This is a genomic window from Aminobacter sp. J41, from assembly GCF_000526635.1.
Taxonomy (GTDB): domain Bacteria; phylum Pseudomonadota; class Alphaproteobacteria; order Rhizobiales; family Rhizobiaceae; genus Aerobium.
This window is the reverse complement of the sequence record NZ_JAGL01000018.1, coordinates 22,585-43,793: the sequence shown is the minus strand read 5'-3', so window position 1 is coordinate 43,793 and position 21,209 is coordinate 22,585. Positions and strand designations below refer to the sequence as shown.

Genomic DNA, 21,209 nt, shown 5'->3' with positions numbered 1-21,209 from the left:
GCTCATCCTTCGTAGGGGCCCGAATATTCGGAAACCAGCGAATCAAGGTTCGGGCGCGGCCGCTGCTGCGGCTGGCCGCTGAACGTACCAATATGCACAAACCCGACGACGCGTTCCTCGGGCGCAAGGCCGAGAATGCGCCGGCCTTCCTCATCGTCCGAATACCAGTTGGTGATCCAGTTGGTCGAATAGCCGAGGGCATTGGCCGCAAGGACCAGATTCATCGCGGCGGCGCCGCCCGAGAGGAACATCTCCCACTGCGGCACCTTGGGATGCTCGCGCGGCACTGAGACGACTCCGATAACGAGCGGCGCGCGAGAAAACCGCGTGCGTTCCTGCTCCTGCCGCGCTTCGCTGAGGTCCGGCTCGCGCTTCAGGGCGAGCTCTACAAGCTTCTCGCCGACCAGTTCCCTCGCCTCCCCGCGAAAGATGATGAACCGCCATGGAGCGAGGCGGCCATGATCAGGAACGCGCGAAGCGGCGGTCAGGATGGTGCGGATCTCTTCGTCGGAGGGTGCCGGTTCCTTGAGTTCCTGGACGGGAGCGGAACAACGGTTCAGCAGCAATTCAATTGCGGGATTCGACAAGACTGCCCCTTCATGTATGTCCGGGACACTGAATGTGCCCGGCAGCTCTTTGCACGTGTGAAGTTTTCGCCTTGAAATTGCCACCCGTATGCGGTCCAAAGCAAGGCATGAGAGGGGTGGTATCCAGTCTGTTCACGCTTGCCGCCGCGGTCGCCCTGTTTGGAGCCACCGCCGCGACAGCGCAGGATTTCGTCCAGCAAGGGACGACGATCGATGGTCTGCGCCTGCCTGGTTTGTCCACCTACGCCCCGCCCTCCAGCAGCGCACCACTTGCGCAGCAGGGTCTCGGCGAGGTCAAGCTGACCGCGCTGATGACGGAGGACGGCAAGGAAATCACCCGCGGAATTGTTTGGCGAGTATTCAGCCCCCAGGCCGGCGAAGATGGAAAGCTGCCACTGGTTGCTTCGGCACAGGGCGGCTCCAGTACTTTTCACCTTGAACCGGGCAGCTACCTCGTCCATGCCTCCTTCGGCCGCGCCGGTGCCACCAAGCGCATTACGGTCGGTGCCAACTCTAAGACCGAAACCGTCGTCCTCGATGCGGGCGGCATGAAGCTTGACGCCATTCTCGCCGGTGGCATGCGCATCCCCAACGGCAAGCTGAGCTTTTCCATCTACGAGGCCGAGACGGACGCCAATGGCGATCGCGCGCTGATCGCGCCGCAGGTCAAGCCGAATACCGTCGTGCGCCTCAAGTCGGGGACCTATCACGTCGTTTCAACCTACGGCGACGTCAACGCCGTCATCCGCTCCGACATCATTGTCGAAGCTGGCAAGCTGACCGAAGCGACGGTTGAGCACCGCGCCGCGGAAGTGACGCTGAAGCTGGTCCGCGAAAAGGGCGGCGAGGCGATCGCTGACACGTCCTGGGTCGTGCTGTCGGACGCGGGCGATATCGTGCGTGAAAGCGTCGGCGCTTTCTCTTCGCTGGTGCTGGCCGAAGGCGACTACGCGGTGGTCGCGAAGAATCGCGACAAGATCTACCAGCGCGACTTTACCGTCGTTGCCGGCCGCAATCAGGATGTCGAGGTCCTGATCTCCGAGGCCGAAACGGATCCGGCGGCTGACTAAGCCAGCCGCCGGTCTTCATTTCCTGATCAGATTGCCGCTGCAGCAGCCCGGGCGCGCTTGATGTCCGGAGGCGTTGCCTCGTCCACCAGCATCGCGATCGTGGCTTCGAGCGTGCTCGACTCCTGGTCACGCGAGCCGAGGCGGCGGATGTTCACCGTGCCCTCTTCCGCCTCACGGCGGCCGCAAACGAGAATGACCGGCACCTTGGCCAGCGAGTGCTCGCGGACCTTGTAGTTGATCTTCTCGTTACGAAGGTCCGCTTCGGCGGCAAGGCCGGCGGCACGCAGCTTGGCGACGACGCGCGAAGCGTACTCGTCGGCGTCCGAGGTGATCGTCGCGACAACCACCTGCACCGGCGCCAGCCAAAGCGGGAAGTGACCCGAGAAGTTCTCGATCAGGATGCCAAGGAAGCGCTCCATCGAGCCGCAGATCGCGCGGTGAACCATCACCGGCTGCTTTTTCTCAGAGTCGGCACCGATGTAGAACGCGCCGAAGCGCTCCGGCAGATTGAAGTCGACCTGAGTCGTGCCGCACTGCCACTCACGGCCGATGGCGTCCTTCAGCGTGTACTCGAACTTCGGACCGTAGAACGCCCCCTCGCCGGGCAGGATGCCGGTCTTGATGCGGCCGCCCGACTGCTCCTCGATCTGCTTGAGGACGCGGGTCATGATCTCCTCGGCGTGATCCCAGTTCTCATCAGAGCCGACGCGCTTCTCGGGACGCGTCGACAGCTTGACGACGATCTCCTCAAAGCCGAAGTCCTGGTAGACCGACAGGATCAACTCGTTGATCTTGAGGCACTCCTCGGCGAGCTGCTCTTCCGTACAGAAGATGTGCGCATCGTCCTGCGTGAAGCCGCGCACGCGCATCAGGCCGTGCAGCGCGCCCGAGGGCTCGTAGCGGTGAACAGTCCCGAATTCAGCAAGGCGGATCGGCAGTTCGCGATACGACTTAAGACCGTGCTTGAAGATCTGGACGTGGCCCGGGCAGTTCATCGGCTTGAGAGCGAAGATGCGCTTGTCCTCGGCTTCCTCACCCGCCGACTGCACGGCGAACATGTTCTCCTTGTACCAGCCCCAGTGACCCGAGGTCTCCCACAAGCCGTGGTCGAGCACCTGCGGTGCGTTGACCTCCTGATAGTCGGCGGCAAGGCGGCGTCGCATGTAGGCGACCAGCGTCTGGAACATCTTCCAGCCCTTCGCGTGCCAGAACACGACGCCCGGCCCCTCCTCCTGGAAGTGGAACAGGTCCATCTCACGGCCCAGGCGGCGATGGTCGCGCTTCTCAGCCTCTTCAAGCATGTGCAGGTACTGGTCGAGCTGCTCCTGCGTCGCCCAAGCCGTGCCGTAGATGCGGGTCAGCATCGGATTGTTGGAGTCACCGCGCCAGTAGGCGCCCGCGACCTTCATCAGCTTGAAAGCGTTGCCGATCTGGCCGGTCGAGGCCATGTGCGGGCCGCGGCACAGGTCGAACCAGTCGCCCTGGCGGTAGATCTTGATGTCCTGGTCTTCCGGGATCGCGTCGACGAGTTCGACCTTGTAGGCCTCGCCCTTCTCGGCGAACACCTTCTTGGCCTCGTCGCGCGACCAGACTTCCTTGGTGAACGGCTTGTTGCGCTGGATGATCTCCCGCATCTTCTTCTCGATGGCGGCGAAGTCGTCCGGCGTGAACGGCTCGTTGCGTGCGAAGTCGTAATAGAAGCCGTTCTCGATCACCGGGCCGATGGTGACCTGGGTGCCCGGCCACAGCTCCTGGACCGCCTCGGCGAGCACGTGCGCCGCGTCATGGCGGATCAGTTCGAGCGCGCGCGGATCGTCGCGCGTCACGATTTCGACCTTGCCCGAGTTGCCGAGCGGGTCGGACAGGTCACGCAGCGTGCCGTCGACGGCGTAGGCCACGGCCTTTTTCGCCAGGGACTTGGAGATGGATTCGGCCAGCTCGGCGCCGGTCATCGCCGCGTCGTATTCGCGGACGGAACCATCGGGAAATGTAAGGGAAACGGAAGCCATCGAAATTCTCCTATCCAGTCCCGCCTACGAACGCGGGTGGCCTCAAGATTTATCGTGGCGCGCAAAGCCGGCTGCCACGCGGCGGCACACATAACCGCCCTGACCGGATAGGTAAAGGGCCCGCGCCTTGCGGCGCGGGCCCTGAACTTGCTGATTAGGCCGGTTAGGCGACGCTGATGTCTTCGACAGGAGCGTCCGGACCATTCTTCTTGATCGACTCGATCGCGTTCTGAGCGCTCGCCTTCGACTTGTAGCCTTCGGTCGAGAACATGATCTCGCTGTTGTACTTGAAGCGAACTCGATATTCGCCGGCCTTGTCCTTGTAGATTTCGAACTTGTGCATGGACCCCTCCAAATTGCGCGAGTGCGAGAGGCCGTCAGGTTGCTTCGTTCACCCCCGACACGTCAAGCTTCATCAACCACTGACAGTCAGCATTCACGATGCGACGGGGGTTTTTCCCGAGGAAATCGCCCAGTAACGCCACGGCAGGTACCAGACGAAGCGGCTGTCGAGCGTTTCAGGAACAAGATCAATCCCGTGCGTTCCGCCGGGTCCGCAGCGCATCACCCTGAACAACCCCATGAAGCCGCCAGCCCACAGGCCGTGCCGTGCGATCGCCTCATAGGCATATTCCGAGCAGGTTGGGAAATGCCGACAGGAATTGCCGATGAAGCCCGACAGCGTCAGCTGGTACAGGCGCACGAACGCGGTGCCGATGAGCCGTCCCGGCGTCCTGCGCCAGGGACCGTCCCAGTTCCGGCCGCGCCGTGCGGGCTTTTTCGCATCCTGCTTCAAGTACACCTCAAGAGAACAATCCGTTCAGCGTCACGCATTTGAACGGCGCCGTGAAACCTTTAATTGTGAACCAACGCAACGGAAAGCCACGCCGTTCGGGCGCGGCCAAAGGATCTTATCATGACCGACAGTGTTGAACTCGGCCTCGATACGTTCGGCGACGTCACCGTCGACGAAAACGGCAAGCTGAAGCACCATGCTCAGGTGCTGCGCGACGTTGTCGAACAGGGCGTGCTCGCTGATCAGGTTGGCATCGACTTCATCGGCCTCGGCGAGCATCATCGCGACGATTTCGCGATCTCCTCGCCGGAGGTGGTTCTCTCCGCGATCGCTGCGCGAACCAGTCGGATCCGCCTGGGTTCGGCCGTTACCGTGCTATCCTCCGACGAGCCGGTCCGCGTCTTCCAGCGGTTCTCGACGCTCAATGCCATTTCGAACGGCCGTGCCGAGGTCATCCTCGGCCGCGGCTCTTTCACCGAGTCGTTCCCGCTCTTCGGCTACAATCTCAACGACTATGAGACGCTGTTTTCCGAAAAGCTCGACCTCTTCGCAGGCCTGTTGAAGGGCGGTCCAGTGACGTGGCAAGGGACGGTGCGCCCGCCTCTGCGCGACCAGATGGTCTACCCGCCGATCGAGAACGGTTCGCTCAAGACCTGGGTCGGCGTCGGTGGCAGCCCGGAATCCGTGGTCCGTGCCGTGAACTACGGCCTGCCGATGATGCTTGCGATCATCGGCGGTGACCCGAAGCGTTTCCTGCCTTTCATCGACCTCTACCATCGCGCGGTCGAGCAGCTCGGCGGCGAGGTACAGCCGCTCGGCGTTCATTCGCCCGGCCACGTGGCCGAAACTGACGAACAGGCGCTGGAAGAACTCTGGCCCGGCTACGAGATGCTGCACAACCGTATCGGCGGCGAGCGCGGCTGGGGCCGGATCACGAAGGACCGGATGAAGATGGAGGCCGATATGGGCTCGCTCTATGTCGGCTCGCCGGAGACGGTCGCGAAGAAGATCGCGAGCACGATCAAGACGCTCGGCATCCATCGCTTCGACATGAAATATGCGTCTGGCCCGATGCCGCATCCGACGCTCATGAAGAGCATCGAACTCTACGGCACGAAAGTCATGCCGATGGTGAAGGACATCCTCGCTCAGGGATGACGGGATGAAGAGGCGGCTCAGGCCGCCTCGCCTGCCCGCTTCTTCTCGACCTGGCCGATCGCATCGACAACAGCGTCGAAGGTAAGCATCGTGGAGGCATGACGCGCCTTGTAGTCGCGAACCGGCTCCAGATATTTGAGGTCCGCGAAGCGGCCCTCCGGCGGCGCGCCGTTCTCCTTCAGCATCTTCAGCATCGCCTCGCGCACCGCGCGAAGTTCATCCGCCGTCGCGCCGACAACGTTCTGCGCCATGATTGAGGACGACGCCTGGCCAAGCGCGCAGGCCTTTACTTCATGGGCGAAGTCGACAATGACCTCCCCCTCCATCCGGATGTCCACGGTTACAGTGGAGCCACACAGTTTTGAGTGCGCCGTGGCTGTCGCATCCGGAGCTTGGAGGCGGCCAATGCGGCCGATATTCCCTGCAAAGCCAAGGATTTTCGCGTTATAGACTTCGTCGATCATGGCTTTCGCCCTTGTGGCCAGGAAGACGGATTGTTTACTCCATACCGGTCTTCCAAATCGTATTCTACCTGCATATATAATGGCCGGACGCCGCGAGCGACAAGCAAGCCTGTCGCTTGAGGTAGGAATGCACGCCGCTTCCCGGGATGTGGATGTTCCCCGTGAATGGCTGTGGTCCGTTTAACTCGTCCCTTCCTCGAAAGGGACTACGGGAGACACCTTTCATGGACGCGATCGTCAAGAACTTCCCGCCGCGTGCGGAAAACCCGAAGCATTCTGAGCCGGCACCGACCCAGGCCGAAGTCGAAGCCGCCGTGCGCACGCTCCTTCGCTGGACCGGCGACAACCCTGATCGCGAGGGCCTGATCGACACGCCGAAGCGTGTGGCCAAGGCATATCGCGAGATGTTCTCCGGCTATACTCAGGACCCGGCCGAAGAGCTCGGCCGCACCTTCGAGGAAGTCGAGGGCTACAACGACCTCGTCCTGGTTCGTGACATCCAGTTCCACTCGCACTGCGAGCACCACATGGTGCCGATCATCGGCCGCGCCCATGTCGGTTACCTGCCCGACGGCAAGGTGGTGGGTCTCTCCAAGATCGCCCGCGTAGTCGACATCTTCGCGCATCGCCTGCAGACGCAGGAAGCGATGACCGCACAGATCGCTGGCGTGATCCAGGACGTCCTCAACCCACGTGGCGTTGCCATCATGATCGAGGCCGAGCACATGTGCATGGCCATGCGCGGCATCCGCAAGCAGGGCTCAACCACGCTGACCACAACATTCACCGGCGCGTTCCAGGACGATCCCCAGGAGCAGGCGCGCTTCATGATGATGCTGCGCGCCGGCACCGGCCGCTAATCTTCCCGGGACAGATCATGGAATTCACCGCGCCTTCGAGCGACAAGTCCGTTCTTGAGGAAGGCAAGCTCTTCTCGCCGCGCTTCGACCGTGACGGGCTCGTGACCGCCGTCGTTACCGACGCGGCCGACGGGACGCTGCTGATGGTCGCGCACATGAACGCGGAAGCGCTGGCAAAAACGCTCGAGACCGGGATCGCGCACTATTGGTCGCGCTCCCGCAAAAGCCTCTGGAAGAAGGGGGAGACCTCCGGCAACCTCCAGCATGTGGTCGAGATGCGTACCGATTGCGACCAGGATGCGGTATGGCTGAAAGTAGAAGTCGCCGGTCACGACGCAACCTGTCACACTGGGCGGCGTTCCTGTTTCTACAGGATCGTGGTGGCAGAAGATGGGACGGCAATACTTTCAGACGACGGTCAGCCGGCCAAGTTTGATCCAGAAGGTGTCTACGGCAACTAGCCGCGTCGCCTTCCCCTCCTATTCATCATTTCGATACAACCTGCGACCTATATTGCGCGCAGGAGGAGGGAGCCATGACGATGCTTGACTGGGCTGCACTGCGGAGCAGCAAACAGGACCCGACGAACGGCGAGGATCAGCCGCCCGCCGCACCGGAAGAGCCGTCTCCAACTCCCCGCAAAAAATCCCCGATCGCACTGGCGCTTGGCGGCGGCGCGGCGCGCGGCTGGGCACATATCGGCGTCCTGCGCGCCCTCGACGAGGCCGGCATCGAGATCAGCATGATCGCCGGTACTTCGATCGGCGCCCTCGTCGGCGGCTGCTACCTCGCCGGCAAGCTGGATGAACTCGAGGAATTTGCCCGCTCGCTCACCAAGCGCCGCATCTTTGGCCTGCTCGACCTGCGCCTCGGCGGCAACGGCCTGCTGGGCGGCATGAAGCTGACGCAGAAGATGCAGCAGCATCTCGAAGGGATCACCTTCGCCGACCTGCCGAAGCCGTTCGTCTGTGTTGCGACGGAAATCCGTACTGGCCACGAGGTTTGGCTGTCGGGCGGCTCGATCATCACCGCGATCCGGGCATCCTATGCACTGCCGGGCGTGTTCGAGCCGGTGACCTGCAATCGCCGGGTGCTGGTCGATGGCGCGCTGGTCAATCCGGTGCCGGTGTCGGTCTGCCGTGCCTACGAACAGACCCGCGTCGTGGCTGTGAACCTTCACTACGACCTTTTCGGTCGCGCCGCGGTCATCAAGCACAGCGCCGATGATAAGAACCCCGAGGATGGCGCGGAGCTCGTTTTGGATCGCGGCCCGAGCGAGCGCGACGTGCGTCTCGGCATCACCGGTGTCATGGTCGAGGCCTTCAACATCATTCAGGACCGCATCTCGCGCGCCCGCATGGCAGGCGACCCGCCGGACCTATCTCTGCTGCCCAAGCTCGGCCACATCGGCCTTACCGAGTTCTACCGCGCTGACGAGGCAATCCGGATCGGTTACGAGACGACCAAGAGTCAGCTTGCCGAGCTTGAACGCCTCCAAACTGTAATCACCTGAAACCAAACGGGTATTCGGTTCCTCTCCGAGCGTCACCACACGCGTCGCTTGTGCCGGGCTGCTCCCGCCCTTTTCTGACCATTTTCCCGCCTTAATTCGATTTTAGCCGTGATGTTGCGTAACAGCTTACGATTCGTTACCTCTGTGTTTCTGGGACGGGCAAACCTGCGGATCTGGGCTGTTAGACGTAGGCGTGTCGCGGCACGCGCAGTTCCTGGAAGGGGTTCGGTTTGAAAGTAGAGGACTCGCGCTACGCACGCGCCGGCAGGCGCGTTATTCTCTCGACGCTGGCGTCGATCCTCCTTGCATCCTGCACGACGAGCGGTTCTGACGAGTTCATGGGCTTTTCGCCCACTGCAGCTTCCTCCCTGGCCGCAGCCGAACAAACTGTCGCGCTGAGCGCACCTGAACTCCCTTCCGCCGACGCTCCGGCACCAGTCTCCGCCTTTGTCCAGGAAGAAGGCGACCCGAACCTTCCCGACACCGTTGCAGCAGCTCCGGGCCTCCGTCCGGTCCTTTCCGCTGGCGGTCCGGTTTCCCAGCTGCAGGAAACGACGCTGCAGCAGCAGGCAGAGGCTCTCGCTGCGCAGCAGCAGGTTCAGCAGCAGATCGTGACGGCGGCGCTCGCGCCGCAACAGGCACCACCAACTGCAGCCGAATCGCAGACGCAGACTGTTCCCGTTCCGGCGCCCTCGCCTGCAGCCGCTGCAGCGCCGGCACCTGCGGCCGAATCAGTACCCGCGGCGCGCCCGGAGGCAGAGGCGCCCGCAACGGCAACCGCCTTCATCGCTCCTACCGAACCACCGAAGAAACGTGGCCTGTTCGCCTCGCTCTTCGGCAACCAGCAACAGCAGTCGGCGCCGCAGCCGCTCATTCCGCAAGCAGCAGCACCTGCACCTTCCGAGGCGCCCAAGGCGCCAGCCGCGGCTCCTGAACCAAAGCCCCGCCCGATGATTCAGCTCGCCTCGAACGGCAATAGCAAGCCTGCGAAGGCGAGTGGGGCTGGCGAAAATGCCCTCCCCGGCGTTCGAACCAATTCTCTCTTCGAAATTTCCCGCCGCTCCGGCGCAGACGAAAGCGACGACATCGACGTTTATGAGGATGAGGAAGCTCCGGTGCAGGTAGCCTCGGCAGCCGGCCTCGCGCGACTCGCACCCAACGGCCTGCTGCGCCAGACCGACCACGTCGACGTCGCCTGCCTGAAACCTTCGCTGGTGCGCACGTTGAAGGCGATCGAGAATCACTTCGGCCGCAAGGTCGTCGTCACCTCCGGCTACCGCAACCCGGCACGCAACGCGAAGGCCCGTGGCGCGAGGAACTCGCTGCACATGTACTGCGCCGCAGCTGACGTGAAGGTCGAAGGCGTCAGCAAGGCGCAACTTGCTGCTTTTGCTCGCTCAATGCCCGGCCGCGGCGGCGTTGGCACCTACTGCCACACCGACGCCGTGCACATTGACGTAGGCCCGGAACGCGACTGGAACTGGCGCTGCCGGCGCCGCAAATAATTTTTCGCGGGAAGGGTGTGAAAAAGTTCTCCTTCCCGTGAAAGAGGGGGTTGCACTCCGCGAGGATGCCCCATATAAGCCCTCTCGTAACTGGCCCGCGCCCATCGTCTAGCGGTTAGGACGGCGCCCTTTCACGGCGCAAACAGGGGTTCGATTCCCCTTGGGCGTACCAGTTTCCCTCCCTTAAAAATTTGGTTCTGCATCACTGACCGAGCTTCCGTGTGCATTTCGCATCGGATGACGATCTGGCGGCAACATCACGCTCCGCATAGCCTTTCTGTCTGCGTCTCCCAGCATCACTGACTCACCGAATGCGTCAGTGATGCCGAGTCGAGCTTCGGCTTGTTCAGCTTCACCTTCACGACGTCGCCGGGCATTAAAGGTGTCGATTCCTCCGCTTCGAATTCGACCGACTGACCGTTTTCCAACCGCACAATCGTCATCGACACCTGCGGCTCGTCGAGCGCCGGCCCCTTCTTCGCCAACAGCTCGAGCAGCAGCTTTTGCGACGTTTCGCGCTTCAGCAGCATCTGCTCCAGCGATGCGCGTTGCTGCTGCAGTTCAGAGGCGATCTGCGTCTTGCGGCGATCATGCAGGCCATCAAGGCTCCGTGTCGCTTCCGCGACGCCCTGCCGGGCACGCATGATAGCTGTCACCTGATCGAGGCGGTCGGCACGATGTGAGGTTAGCGCCCGTTCGAGATCGGACTGGCGCGACGCAATCGCGATTCCCTTCTCGACGAGCGTCGTAACGCCCTTGAGTTCCCGTTCCGCGGCGGCGATGGCCTGATCGGACGCCACGATCTTCTGCTCGAGTACGCCAATCTCCGCATGCAGAAGCTCCCGCAACTCATTGAGCGACTTCGTCTGCCGCTCGAGTTCATTGGCGCGGGTCTGCATGATCATCCGCTCATGGGCCTGGACCTCCTCGGCGAGGGCCTGGTCTTGCGGATCCAAGGGCATCTGCGGGAAACGGATCTCGGTAGCCCCGTCCATCTCCGCCTCGAGCCGCGCGATTCGCGCCCTGGCGCGCAGGATATCGCTCTCGATCGAGCGCAGGTCGCCGACCAGCTTGATCTCATCCGAAGGCTGCACCTGCGACCTGCTCTGGCCGCCGGACATCGCGATCGCCTTGAGCACGCTCATGCCCGGGCGATAGCCGTGGGAGCCGGGAGTATTCACATCACCCACCACGTAGATCGGCGGGTACTCCATGATTTCCACCGTCGTGTTCGGGATGTCTACCGTGCCCATTGCCTGCTGCAGGCGGTTGGAAATCTCGTCAGCCAGCTGCTTGCTGTCGCGCCCTTCCACGGGAATCGCGCCGACGACGGGCACCGATATGGTTCCGTCGTCTGAAACCACGAAATCGCCGCCAAGTGCGCTCCATTGCTCATAGACACCCTTCATCGGCATCCACTGCACAACTGTGATCCGCAACTTCGTCTGGGGAACGAGCACGTCCTCGGCGGCCATGCCGGATGTGGTCGTGCTCAACACGGCAAATGAAGCCGCGGTGAAGAGGAACCGTCGACTCTCACTTATAAACTGTAGGAAGGAAGTCATGTGCCCGCTGCCGGCCCTTCTTGCATCACGTTGACAGCAAGTCTGATCGAAGGCACCTGCGCGGGTAAGGTGGCACCTCGTCGGCGCCCCTAATCCTTAAGGATGGCTCCGGCGCATCGGGTGCCACCCAAAGTTTCAACGGGTGGCATCCCTTCTCGTCCGTTGATGGCAAGATGAGGCCGCGCCTCAACCTATTGCAGCGTCGCAAGGTTGCAGGCGCCAAGCTATTGTTCCGCAACCAAAGCCTTGGTTCGTCGGCGGGAGGCTGATGTGCGACCTTTCAGGCACACGATGCAGGAGCTGATTTCGTGGATTTCAAATCCAGGGACGAGCAGAATTACGACATGAGTGTCATCTGCCCAGATACGGGACATCCCCGGCGAACTATGCTGGTTCTCGCATCACAGGGGCTGTTTCCGCCGAGCATGGTCCATGCGATCGAACGGGAATTTCCATGGATCACCGTCGAGCAGCGGACGGAAGTCGCGGCTGCGGACGCAAGATACCGCTTCCCGCTGGCGCTGATCCTGCTGGATCCGGACCTCCTTGCCTCTCTCGAAGCCTTGGCGGCAACACGCGGCCGCGATCAACCGCTTCCCGTGGTCGGACTTATCGAGCAGGAGAGCAGAGACCGTGAGAAGGTCCTGACGCTTGTTGAAAGGTCGCGGGTGGCTCGCAGCGTTCTGCCGATGAACATGCGGCTCGACGTCTGGCTGTCGGTGATCCGCCTCATGCTAAGCGGCGGAGAGTACTATCCGCCGATGATCAAGCGCGAGCCAGAGGTGCCGAGGCACCCAGCCGCGTCTTTGGAACCCGCCACCGTCCAGGCGCCGGCGAAGCCGACAGCGCTTCAACTGGCGGGGCTGACGCCGCGCGAGATCGAGGTACTGGGAATGGTGGCCCTTGGCATGCAGAACAAGTCGATCGCGTCCGCGTTCTCGCTTTCCGAGCACACTGTGAAGATCCATCTTCACAACATCATTGCCAAGCTGGGTGTACACAACCGCACACAAGCGGCAGCAATGTACAGGGAAGCCGCGACGAACCAGGAGCGGTGAGACACTGCAGCAGTTGATCTTTTCGCGAAACCAGACGCTTCAGGGACGGGTCCCGTGGTCTAGGTAGCGGAGGTCGAACCCGGTAAACTCTGCCGCCCGGTGGACGTCCGGGAACGTCACTGTCCCCTCCCGAAATACCACCAACTTGATCTCCCGCAACTGGCGCAGCACGCGGTTGAGATGGATGGTCGTCATGCCGAGCGCATCGGCGAGCACCGCCTGGGAAATCGGGCACGGATAGTTGTCACCAGTGCCGCAGCCGATCAGGTGCAGCCGCGCCCCGAGCTCCAACAGGAAGTGCGCCGTACGCTCAAGTGCCCCTCTCCGCCCGACGCTCACCAGATGTTCTACCACCATCGCCTCGTCGCGGGATGCAGCCCACAGGAGCGAGACCGCGAGCTTCGGCGCAGCCCGAAACACGTCCCACATGGCTTCGACGGTCACCTTCGACACCTCGACATCGGTCAGGGTGATGAAACTTTGGTCAGAGGTACGCAGAAGCAGGCTGCGCACACCGAGGAAGTCTCCGGGAAGGTGGATGTCGATAATTTGCCGGCTGCCATCGCGCAGGCGTTTGTATGAGCACGCCCAGCCCTTGCGAAGAATGTACGCGCCACGGTTGGTCTGGCCCTGATAGACAACCTCGCTTCCGGCAGCAAATTGCATCCGATGCCGTTGAAGGTCCTCTAGCCTCGCCTTCTCGTCCTCGCCGAGCGGCTGAAACGCCTGCAGCTTAATTGCGAGGGCGTCTTCATCGTGGTCCATCTGGTGTTTTCTGCGCATTCCCAGCCTGCCTGCCTTCGCTATGATTGGCGGGTATATCGCCAGTCTAACGCAAGGTTATTGATCTGGATCTATAATGTAAAACAGCCACTTCCGATCCGCGTGTCAGCTAAACTTGGTGTGATGGACCTGCTCTACATCCTAGGTCTGACTAACTCGGACTACCGACTACTACTTTTGGGGGATGCCGGTGGCTTCACATGCATACGTTCGCCTGACCGCACCCTCACCTTCATGGCGTGCATTCCGACGTTGTGGCCGATTGGCCAGTCTAACGGGGGCACCGCTCACACCCGCGACGGCGCGAAACTGCACCGTCAGCCTGGTCAGGCACCTCCTGCGACCAAGCTGCTTCTCATAACGCCTATTTTTCAACGAGATGTGTCCAGGCCCCGCCTGAGACGCCGGCACGCGGCATTCACCCCCCCGCTATTCTGGCCGAACGCCAATGTGAGGCAGTTTGGCCACACATTAGACAAGACGACAACATTTAAGGCGGGGTTAATTTCGATCAATTTTCAGATCATTCAAAACCGCTATGGTTGTATTCGGTTGTCGATTATTTCGACTGCGGCGGGGAATGCTTAGTGGGGGCAAAGTCCAAACTATAAATAGGCGGGCGGAAATCTTTCCAGTCATGCATCGGCATGCCTAGACCCGCTGTGAAAGAGGATCAGGCTAATGAACATGGGTATCGTCACTAACGGCACTCGTAACGCATTTGATGTAGTTACTGCCCCGCAGCTCCCCGACGATATACCTGCCAAGAAGGGCGGCGTTTCGGGCGAGGAGAATATCGAACGCAAACTGCTGATCGTCGATAGCAGGGCACTGGACCGAGAATGCTTTGCGCAAAGTCTGGTATCCCACGGAATTGGGATGACAGTACTTCCATTCGGATCGGTTGAATCATTTAAAGCAACGAAACAACCAATCTCTTCACTATCCGCGGTGCTGTTCAATGTCGGCGGAAGGCGGATCAACGAACCTGCGGTTGCAGATGAAATCAAGAAGCTGGTTACGGAACTCGGCAAGATTCCGCTGATCATCCTAGCCGACACCGACGAGCTGCCGCAGATCATGCAAGCACTTGAACTCGGCGCCCGCGGTTTCATTCCGACCTCAGTCGGCATCGATGTCTGCATCGAAGCAATTGGCCTTTCGATGGCGGGAGGAGTGTTCGTTCCCGCGAGCAGTGTTCTTGCAATGCGCAAGCTGGTGGAAACGAACATCGAGAACCATCCCTATGCCAGCATGTTCACCTCACGTCAGGCCGAGGTGGTGGAAGCCCTTCGGCGCGGCAAGGCGAACAAGATCATCGCCTACGAATTGAACCTGCGCGAAAGCACTGTAAAAGTTCACATCCGCAATATCATGCGCAAGCTCAAGGCAACGAACCGGACTGAAGTCGCATACAAGATCAATGACATGTTCCCGAACTATTCGCTTTCATCGGGAAGCCAGGCCTCTCGTTCTCTTGGCAACTGATCTGCCCTTCAATGACCGGTTCCGTTGACGACAACGGATACCGTCTTGAACAGGATCTTGAGATCGGTACCGAATGACATCACCTTCGCGTAGCGGGTATCGTGCATTGCCCGCTCCGCGAAGGTGCAGTTGTTCCGCTCGCTGATCTGCCACAGCCCCGTCAGCCCAGGCTTCATCTCGTAATAGGCGGAACCCGGATACTGGTTTCGCTGCTCGGGCATGAACGGCCGCGGCCCTACCAGCGTCATCTGCCCCACGAATACGTTCCAAAGCTGGGGCAGCTCATCCAGAGAGTACTTCCTCAGGAACCTGCCGACTCGTGTAACCCGGGGGTCGTGCCGCAGCTTCTGATGCAGCTCCCATTCCGGGCGCGCCTCAGGACACTCCTGCAAATACGCCTCGAGCATCTCGGCTGCGTTAGGACGCATTGTCCGCAGTTTCCACATGCGGAAGACCTGACCGTCCTTCCCAACCCGCATCTGGCTGTAAAATGCCTTCCCTCCCTCCAGCCTGACCAGCAAGGCTGCAACGCCGATGACCGGCACTACGACCGGAGCCGCGAGTACAGTCGCGGCAATGTCCAGGCAGCGCTTGCTGAAGAAATAGAGCCTCCTCCTTGTCCTCTCGGCGTCCGCTATCGTGATGATGTCGAGGGACGGGCCTGGCGCCAGTTCGTGACGATAGTCAGACATGATAAATCCCCACCTCCCATGGAAATTCGAGGCAAGAGATCCCCGTCCGCAGAACGTGAGTCCTGCGCCGTTGAGCAGTAAAAATGCTCGCTGTGCGATCTCCTGTTGTTCAGGAAAAGTTAGCCATGAAGGGTGGAGTGCTCAATCAATCGTCCGTTAGCTATTAAGAGCTACGACCTGGATTTAATTTGACATTACGGCGCCCGACTCCAGCACAGATGCGAGACTCTGCTTGGTCTACAGACCGTCGCATGACGCAAAACTTGGCCAAAATCGACCATGCTGGGGATGTCCGCCTGCTGCCAGGCGATGAAAGGATGGACCGTGACGGCTCCTGCCGGCCTAGATCGCGACACCCATACGTAGAAGTAGCATTAGAAGGTCTGCCCGGCTCGTTGCCGTGGGATGCATAGGTTGTACCACCTTAGCCAACCGGATGAGGCTGGTTCAGGTGTTTTCCCTATTCCACTTTCCGACCGTGGACGAGCTATTGTCTGACAGCAAGAAGCCGATCATCCGCCGGGCGCGGTGAAGCCGCACGCAAACCAGCACGGCAAAGGCCAGCACTCGGGCTCGAAAGCTTCGAATGCGACGCGTCCTGAAGACGGTGATCGTCTCGGCGAGTGGCGAAAGGGCAACCGCCACGCTTTTAAGGGCCCACATCAGGTTATCGGCAACATGAGGACCCAGCTTCCTGAATTCATGGGCAACGTGCCGGTCCCAGCGCACCAGAAGTTCGCCGAGGGAGGCACAGGGAGGCGTATACACCTTCGCTTCATCGAGGTACGCGATGCGATAGCCCTCTGCGCTCGCCTTCATCCCCCAGTCGGTATCTTCCATCGTGCCGATGCCGCCGAACGGCCCGACAGCCGCAAAAACCTTCGCGCGCACCGCCATGTTGCCAGTGGCGGAGAAGGCGTACTCGGTGACATAGCGGTCATTGCGGTAGCTGAAGACGCTTTCGTACGCCTCGATCGCGGTCAGCCGTTCTGGCTGCGCCGGCTGGATCCGGATGTCGCCGCCGACGAAGTCGACGTCCGGATTGCGCGCGAAAAAGCTGACGATGTACTCGATCCAGCGCGACCCGGCGATGCAGTCGCAGTCGATGAAGGCGAGGATTTCACCTTGGGCTACGGCCGCGCCACGGTTGCGTGCGGGCCCCGGCCCCGGCACCAGCTCGACCTCGAGCTTCACCCCATCGAAATCCGCACACACACCGGTCGGCGGCTGAGCCGAGCCGTTGTCGACGACGATAATCTCACAGGGAATATCGGTGGTTCGCTGCGCGACGAGCGACGCGAGGCAGCGCCTGAGTTCATCCGGCTCATTCAGATGGGGGATGATCACACTAATCATTGGTACTATAGGCATCGAATTCCTACCAACAAAACCGGAGTTAAACTCAAACACAGGCTGAGTACAAATCATACTCATGTCAATTCAAAAATTTTCCACCGGGGTTTTTGAGGGATCACATGTCTATACACAGCTTGAATACTAGTGAAAGTGTACAGAATTATGCCTTAGCGCCATTTTGTATTATTGGAGGTGGACTCGCCGGGCTTCTGATTGCCCGCAAACTTTCCGAAGCCGGGCGCAAGGTCATCGTCCTTGAAAGCGGCAATGACGGCAACTCGGAGGATGTCGACCGGCTGAACGAGCTGGACGACCCGTCCAGCCGCTACACCCGTGCGACCACGGGACGTCGGCGTGGCCTGGGGGGGACCTCCAGTCTCTGGGGCGGCCGGATGATACGGATAAGCCCGCATGATACGTCACGTCGCCCGCATGTTCCTGATGGCGCGTGGGATCTCCCGGCAATGGAGCTAGACACCTACGAGGAAGAGATCGAAGCTCTTTTCAAGGTCGCCTCGGGATCACATGACGAGCTGGAAGATGATACCGGCCCTATTGCTCCGGAATTTCCCGTCGATTGGATGTCGCTCGTTCCGCGCTGGGCAAAGTGCCCGCGCTTCAAGAACTGCAACATCGCTACCCTGCTCAAGGATGAGCTGAGACGCTCGCCCAACATCGACATCTGGCTCGATGCGACGGTCTGCGACTTCGAGCTGGATGCGCAATCGGGTCGTCTCGCGGCGGTGCGCGCCCGCAACTTCACAGGCCGCGAGCTCCTGGTCAGGGCGGACCGCTTTATCCTCGCCGCGGGCACTATCGAAACCACACGGCTTCTTTTGCTCCTCCAGCAGCGTTCCGGCTACCGCGCTTTCTCCAGATGCAAGGTGCTCGGCCGATACTTCCAGGATCATCTGAAGGCGCATGTCGCCACGATCGATCGCAGCGATCCGCAATCAACGAACCGTCTTTTTGGATACCGCTTTGTCAATGGTACCCGGCGGGATCTTCATCTGGAACTCGGCCACGGCGTGCAGGTACGCGACGAAGTCGGCAGTGCCTTTGCATATATCGCCATGGACCTCGATGACAGCCCGCTCTCGCACGTCAAGCAGATCGCGCACTCGATCCAGCGCGGTGAGGTGGACCTCAAGGCAACCGTGCGCCTCTCGGGCAACGTCGGGCTGATTGCACGGGCCGCCGCCTGGCGCCTGGTCCGGAAGCAGTTGTTCGTACCCGCGGACATCGTCCTTCGCCTGATGGTGTGCGTGGAGCAACTGCCAGACTGGAACAACCGCCTCGTCCTGTCCGACAGGCTCGATGCGCTTGGCGTCCCGATGGTTCATTGTGACTGGAACCCTACCCAGACTGACGAGAGGACGTTCCGTTCCACCATCAGCGCAATCTCTGCCTACTGGGAGCAGGCCGGCTTCAACCAGATCTGTCCCCTGAAATGGGTCAGCCCTGTGAAGGAGGACCCAGCCCACATCACGAGCATCGCTGAAGCATGCGCGCATCCCTCTGGTACTACGCGGATGGGATTAGACCCCTCGACTTCCGTAGTCGGGCCGGATCTGCACTGCCACGAGGTGCCAAATGTCGCTGTTGCGAGCGCCTCGGTCTTCCCGAGCGCTGGCAGCGCCAACCCGACTTTGACGATCATGAAACTCGCGCTCTGGCTGGCGGACTCGTACCTGCGCGAACCGTCGCGACAGATGCGTCCCTACGCCATCAACGCCTCATGAGCGAGATGGCGTCGAGGGGTACCACTACCGCCAAAGAGAGTAGCCCGAGGCTAACCTTCCGAGCTGTAGTCCCCTATCGGCGATCTATCGTCCCCGGCTGCGCTCGCATGAAGATGGATCAAGCTGGCATTATTGCCGCAACGGACGACAGGCAACAAAATGACCGATAGCGACATCCGCTTCTACCTTTCGATCCTGATCGGAAGACTGCCTTACATCTTCAGCATCGCTCTCGTTGTCGCAGGCCTTGGGATCACGGTGGCTTACCTGATGCCGACGGTCTATGGCGCCAGCGCCAAGATCCTGGTGGAACCGCCGCAGATCCCCGCGGAGATGGCAAAGCCGACCGTTCATATTCCGCCGCTTGAGCAACTGCAGATCATCCAGGAAGAGATCACGACGCGGGAGAACCTCCTGGAGCTGGCGCGCCGGCTGGATATTTTCGGCGATGCAGCCGAGAAGCTGACAGAAGGGGAAATCGTCGAAAATCTGCGCAAACGCACCATCCTCCAGCTGGTTCCGACGGAACGCGAGGGTGCGACCATCTTCAGCGTATCCTTCCAGGCTCGCGATCCAAAGCTATCGGCACAGGTCGTCAACGAACTGGTTTCGATCATCCTTGCGAAGAACGCGGGCATGCGCGCCAGCAAAGCAGGCGACACGCTGGAGTTCTTCGAAAAGGAGGTGGCTCGTCTGGCCGATGAGCTCGCCCGTCAGGAAGAGGCGGTGCTGGAATTTCGCAATGCCAATATCCACGCCCTCCCCGACAGCCTCGACTTCCGCCGCGCCCAGTTGAGCAACCAGCAGGAACGGTTGCTTCTCCTCGAGCGCGAAGAATCGTCACTGAGGGTGCGACGGACCAACCTTGTGCGCGTCTTCGAGACGACCGGTCAGGTCGCAGGCACCGGGCCGCTCTCGCTCGAACAGGAAATGCTGCGTGACCTGAAGCGGTCTCTGGCAGAGCAACTGGCAATCTTCTCCGAAGGCAGCCCGAAGATCGTCGCACTCCGTGGCCGGATCGATTCGCTCCAAAGGGAGGTGCAGGCCAGCCAAGACACCAAGCAAGCGGCGGGCGGCGTTTCCGAGCTCGATCTCCAGCTCTCCGACATCGATGAGCGCCTGTCCTTCATCGAACGCGAGAAGGCCGCCATCAAGGAGAACCTTGATGTACTGGCAAAAACCATCGAGGTCACACCACAGAACGAGACGAGCCTGAACGCTCTCGAACGCCACCGGGACAACATCCAGGAACAGTACAACAAGGCGGTTGCCAAGCTGGCTGAAGCGTCAACCGGCGAACAGATCGAACTCCGCGCCAAGGCCGGACGGTTCACGCTTGTTGAGCCCGCCATTCCGCCCGAAAGCCGCTTGAGCCCCAACAGGCGCAAGATCGCCGGCATCGGCGTGGCAATGGGCATCTTCCTCGGTTTCGGCGCGATAGCCGGCCTCGAACTAATGAATCGGACCGTGCGAAGGCCAGCAGACCTCGTCCCGCTGGTCGAGGAGCCGCTGCTTGGCACTATTCCCTACATCTGGAACCCGGGAGAGAAGGAAGCTCGGAAACGCAAGCTCTCCATCAGCCTGGCAACGTTGGTATGCGCGGTCGCCATCGCGGGGGCAGCCCTCTACCACTACCGTCCGCCGCTCGCGATCGCCTTCGAGAACCTGATCGAAAGCATCGACCGCAACAGTCTGATGTAATTCCGGAAAAGGCACACCATCATGCAACAAGAAGAAACTCGGATCGTGCCAATGGAGCACATTCGAACGGCGATGCAGAAGGCGGGGGCATCTTTCGGATCTCCCCGCACCAGCGAACCGCCAGCTCCGACCAAGCCGCTCCAGGAGACGGTTTGGGACGCCCTCCCAGTAGCGAGGCTGAGCCCGGCGCATCTGGAGGGTAGCCGGATAGTCACCCTGGACAAGAACCATCAGGTGGGCGTTGCTTATGACATGCTGCGGACCCGCGTGCTGCAGCGGTTGCGCGAAAACAACTGGACCTCGATCGCGATCACCTCGCCGACGGCGGGCGGCGGAAAATCTTCGCTCGCGCTCAACCTCGCCTTTAGCCTGTCCAACCGGCCGGATTGCCGCATCGCGCTGCTCGACTTCGACCTGAGGTGCCCAACGATTGGGACCAGCCTCGGCATCCCCGCGTCTTCACCGATCGAGGAATTCATCCGCGGCACCAGGAGCTTCGAGCAATCCTTCAAGAAGCTGAAGGACAACCTCGCGGTAGCGACCAACGGCCGGCCGGTCGAGTTCGCCGCCGAGTTGCTGCAAAGTCCGGAGGCTGTCAGGTGCGTCACGGAAGTCAGGGAAAAGCTTTCGCCTGACGTCATTCTCTACGACTTGCCGCCGATGCTTGCCGCCGACGACGTGATGGCATTCCTGCCGAACGTCGACTGCGCGATCCTGGTGGTCGAGGCGGAGAAGAACACGCCCGAACAGGTCGCGGCGTGCGAATACGAGTTGTCCTCGAGGTCAAAGCTGCTCGGGGTTATCCTGAACAAATGTCGTCACGCCGTTGAAGCGCAGGCCTATGGCTATGGAGGCTGACCGT

At 61.0% G+C, this 21,209-nt stretch carries 20 protein-coding genes and 1 tRNA gene; 12 read left to right on the top strand and 9 right to left on the bottom strand.

Annotated features, from left to right (window positions below; genetic code table 11):
- Positions 1–2: 2 nt before the first annotated feature.
- Positions 3–587 (bottom strand): nitroreductase, encoded by a 585-nt coding sequence (locus L630_RS0113130; protein WP_024848710.1) that lies wholly within the window; start codon positions 585–587, stop codon positions 3–5.
- A 209-nt stretch (positions 588–796) separates the two neighbouring features.
- Between L630_RS0113130 and L630_RS0113125 the strand changes: the two genes are divergently transcribed.
- The gene (locus L630_RS0113125) at positions 797–1,657 is read left to right on the top strand and encodes a hypothetical protein (protein WP_186441386.1); all 861 of its coding nucleotides are present in this window, start codon (positions 797–799) and stop codon (positions 1,655–1,657) included.
- Between the two features lie 26 nt (positions 1,658–1,683).
- Here L630_RS0113125 and thrS read toward each other — a convergent pair whose 3' ends face one another.
- The 3 genes from thrS to yidD all read right to left on the bottom strand — a co-directional run bounded on the left by thrS (position 1,684) and on the right by yidD (position 4,462).
- On the bottom strand, positions 1,684–3,666 hold the full coding sequence (thrS, locus tag L630_RS0113120; protein ID WP_034330299.1) for a threonine--tRNA ligase: 1,983 nt from the start codon (positions 3,664–3,666) through the stop codon (positions 1,684–1,686).
- A gap of 163 nt (positions 3,667–3,829) precedes the next feature.
- Positions 3,830–4,009 (bottom strand): YegP family protein, encoded by a 180-nt coding sequence (locus tag L630_RS0113115; protein WP_024848707.1) that lies wholly within the window; start codon positions 4,007–4,009, stop codon positions 3,830–3,832.
- 93 nt (positions 4,010–4,102) lie between these two features.
- On the bottom strand, positions 4,103–4,462 hold the full coding sequence (gene yidD / locus L630_RS0113110) for a membrane protein insertion efficiency factor YidD (protein ID WP_024848706.1): 360 nt from the start codon (positions 4,460–4,462) through the stop codon (positions 4,103–4,105).
- Positions 4,463–4,582: 120 nt separating this feature from the next.
- On the opposite strand from yidD, the gene L630_RS0113105 reads away from it, so the two are divergent.
- The gene (locus L630_RS0113105; RefSeq protein ID WP_024848705.1) at positions 4,583–5,620 is read left to right on the top strand and encodes an LLM class flavin-dependent oxidoreductase; all 1,038 of its coding nucleotides are present in this window, start codon (positions 4,583–4,585) and stop codon (positions 5,618–5,620) included.
- A gap of 17 nt (positions 5,621–5,637) precedes the next feature.
- On the opposite strand, the gene L630_RS0113100 is transcribed toward L630_RS0113105, so the two are convergent.
- Entirely contained in the window at positions 5,638–6,084 is a 447-nt protein-coding gene (locus tag L630_RS0113100) for an iron-sulfur cluster assembly scaffold protein (protein WP_024848704.1), read from the bottom strand.
- 224 nt (positions 6,085–6,308) lie between these two features.
- On the opposite strand from L630_RS0113100, the gene folE reads away from it, so the two are divergent.
- The 5 genes from folE to L630_RS0113075 all read left to right on the top strand — a co-directional run bounded on the left by folE (position 6,309) and on the right by L630_RS0113075 (position 10,134).
- A complete protein-coding gene (folE, locus tag L630_RS0113095) occupies positions 6,309–6,944 on the top strand; it encodes a GTP cyclohydrolase I FolE (RefSeq protein ID WP_024848703.1) in 636 nt (211 codons plus the stop codon).
- A gap of 17 nt (positions 6,945–6,961) precedes the next feature.
- On the top strand, positions 6,962–7,405 hold the full coding sequence (hisI, locus tag L630_RS0113090) for a phosphoribosyl-AMP cyclohydrolase (protein WP_024848702.1): 444 nt from the start codon (positions 6,962–6,964) through the stop codon (positions 7,403–7,405).
- A gap of 80 nt (positions 7,406–7,485) precedes the next feature.
- On the top strand, positions 7,486–8,457 hold the full coding sequence (locus L630_RS0113085) for a patatin-like phospholipase family protein (RefSeq protein ID WP_024848701.1): 972 nt from the start codon (positions 7,486–7,488) through the stop codon (positions 8,455–8,457).
- A gap of 230 nt (positions 8,458–8,687) precedes the next feature.
- Positions 8,688–9,962 carry a YcbK family protein gene (locus L630_RS0113080; protein WP_024848700.1) on the top strand — a complete coding sequence of 425 codons (1,275 nt, stop codon included), beginning with the start codon at positions 8,688–8,690 and terminating at the stop codon, positions 9,960–9,962.
- A 97-nt stretch (positions 9,963–10,059) separates the two neighbouring features.
- Positions 10,060–10,134, top strand: a tRNA-Glu gene (locus L630_RS0113075).
- 124 nt (positions 10,135–10,258) lie between these two features.
- Here L630_RS0113075 and L630_RS0113070 read toward each other — a convergent pair.
- The gene (locus tag L630_RS0113070) at positions 10,259–11,437 is read right to left on the bottom strand and encodes a polysaccharide biosynthesis/export family protein (protein ID WP_051473255.1); all 1,179 of its coding nucleotides are present in this window, start codon (positions 11,435–11,437) and stop codon (positions 10,259–10,261) included.
- A 476-nt stretch (positions 11,438–11,913) separates the two neighbouring features.
- Between L630_RS0113070 and L630_RS0113065 the strand changes: the two genes are divergently transcribed.
- Complete coding sequence (locus L630_RS0113065) at positions 11,914–12,585, top strand: response regulator transcription factor (RefSeq protein WP_024848698.1); 672 nt, start codon at positions 11,914–11,916, stop codon at positions 12,583–12,585.
- A gap of 39 nt (positions 12,586–12,624) precedes the next feature.
- On the opposite strand, the gene L630_RS0113060 is transcribed toward L630_RS0113065, so the two are convergent.
- Positions 12,625–13,350, bottom strand: a complete 726-nt coding sequence (locus L630_RS0113060; protein WP_024848697.1) for a Crp/Fnr family transcriptional regulator — start codon at positions 13,348–13,350, stop codon at positions 12,625–12,627.
- Between the two features lie 699 nt (positions 13,351–14,049).
- Here L630_RS0113060 and L630_RS0113055 point away from each other — a divergent pair.
- Positions 14,050–14,856: a response regulator transcription factor gene (locus L630_RS0113055; RefSeq protein WP_245263735.1), complete on the top strand. Its 807-nt coding sequence runs from the start codon at positions 14,050–14,052 to the stop codon at positions 14,854–14,856.
- Between the two features lie 8 nt (positions 14,857–14,864).
- On the opposite strand, the gene L630_RS0113050 is transcribed toward L630_RS0113055, so the two are convergent.
- Both L630_RS0113050 and L630_RS0113045 read right to left on the bottom strand, forming a co-directional pair.
- On the bottom strand, positions 14,865–15,548 hold the full coding sequence (locus L630_RS0113050; RefSeq protein ID WP_024848695.1) for a sugar transferase: 684 nt from the start codon (positions 15,546–15,548) through the stop codon (positions 14,865–14,867).
- Positions 15,549–15,995: 447 nt separating this feature from the next.
- On the bottom strand, positions 15,996–16,904 hold the full coding sequence (locus L630_RS0113045; RefSeq protein ID WP_024848694.1) for a glycosyltransferase family A protein: 909 nt from the start codon (positions 16,902–16,904) through the stop codon (positions 15,996–15,998).
- 119 nt (positions 16,905–17,023) lie between these two features.
- Here L630_RS0113045 and L630_RS0113040 point away from each other — a divergent pair, with 119 nt between their 5' ends.
- The 3 genes from L630_RS0113040 to L630_RS0113030 all read left to right on the top strand — a co-directional run bounded on the left by L630_RS0113040 (position 17,024) and on the right by L630_RS0113030 (position 21,205).
- Positions 17,024–18,646, top strand: coding sequence for a GMC oxidoreductase (locus L630_RS0113040; RefSeq protein WP_084465997.1), 1,623 nt, complete (start codon positions 17,024–17,026; stop codon positions 18,644–18,646).
- 159 nt (positions 18,647–18,805) lie between these two features.
- Entirely contained in the window at positions 18,806–20,347 is a 1,542-nt protein-coding gene (locus L630_RS0113035; protein ID WP_024848692.1) for a Wzz/FepE/Etk N-terminal domain-containing protein, read from the top strand.
- Between the two features lie 51 nt (positions 20,348–20,398).
- Positions 20,399–21,205: a CpsD/CapB family tyrosine-protein kinase gene (locus L630_RS0113030; protein ID WP_024848691.1), complete on the top strand. Its 807-nt coding sequence runs from the start codon at positions 20,399–20,401 to the stop codon at positions 21,203–21,205.
- The last annotated feature ends 4 nt before the right edge of the window (positions 21,206–21,209 follow it).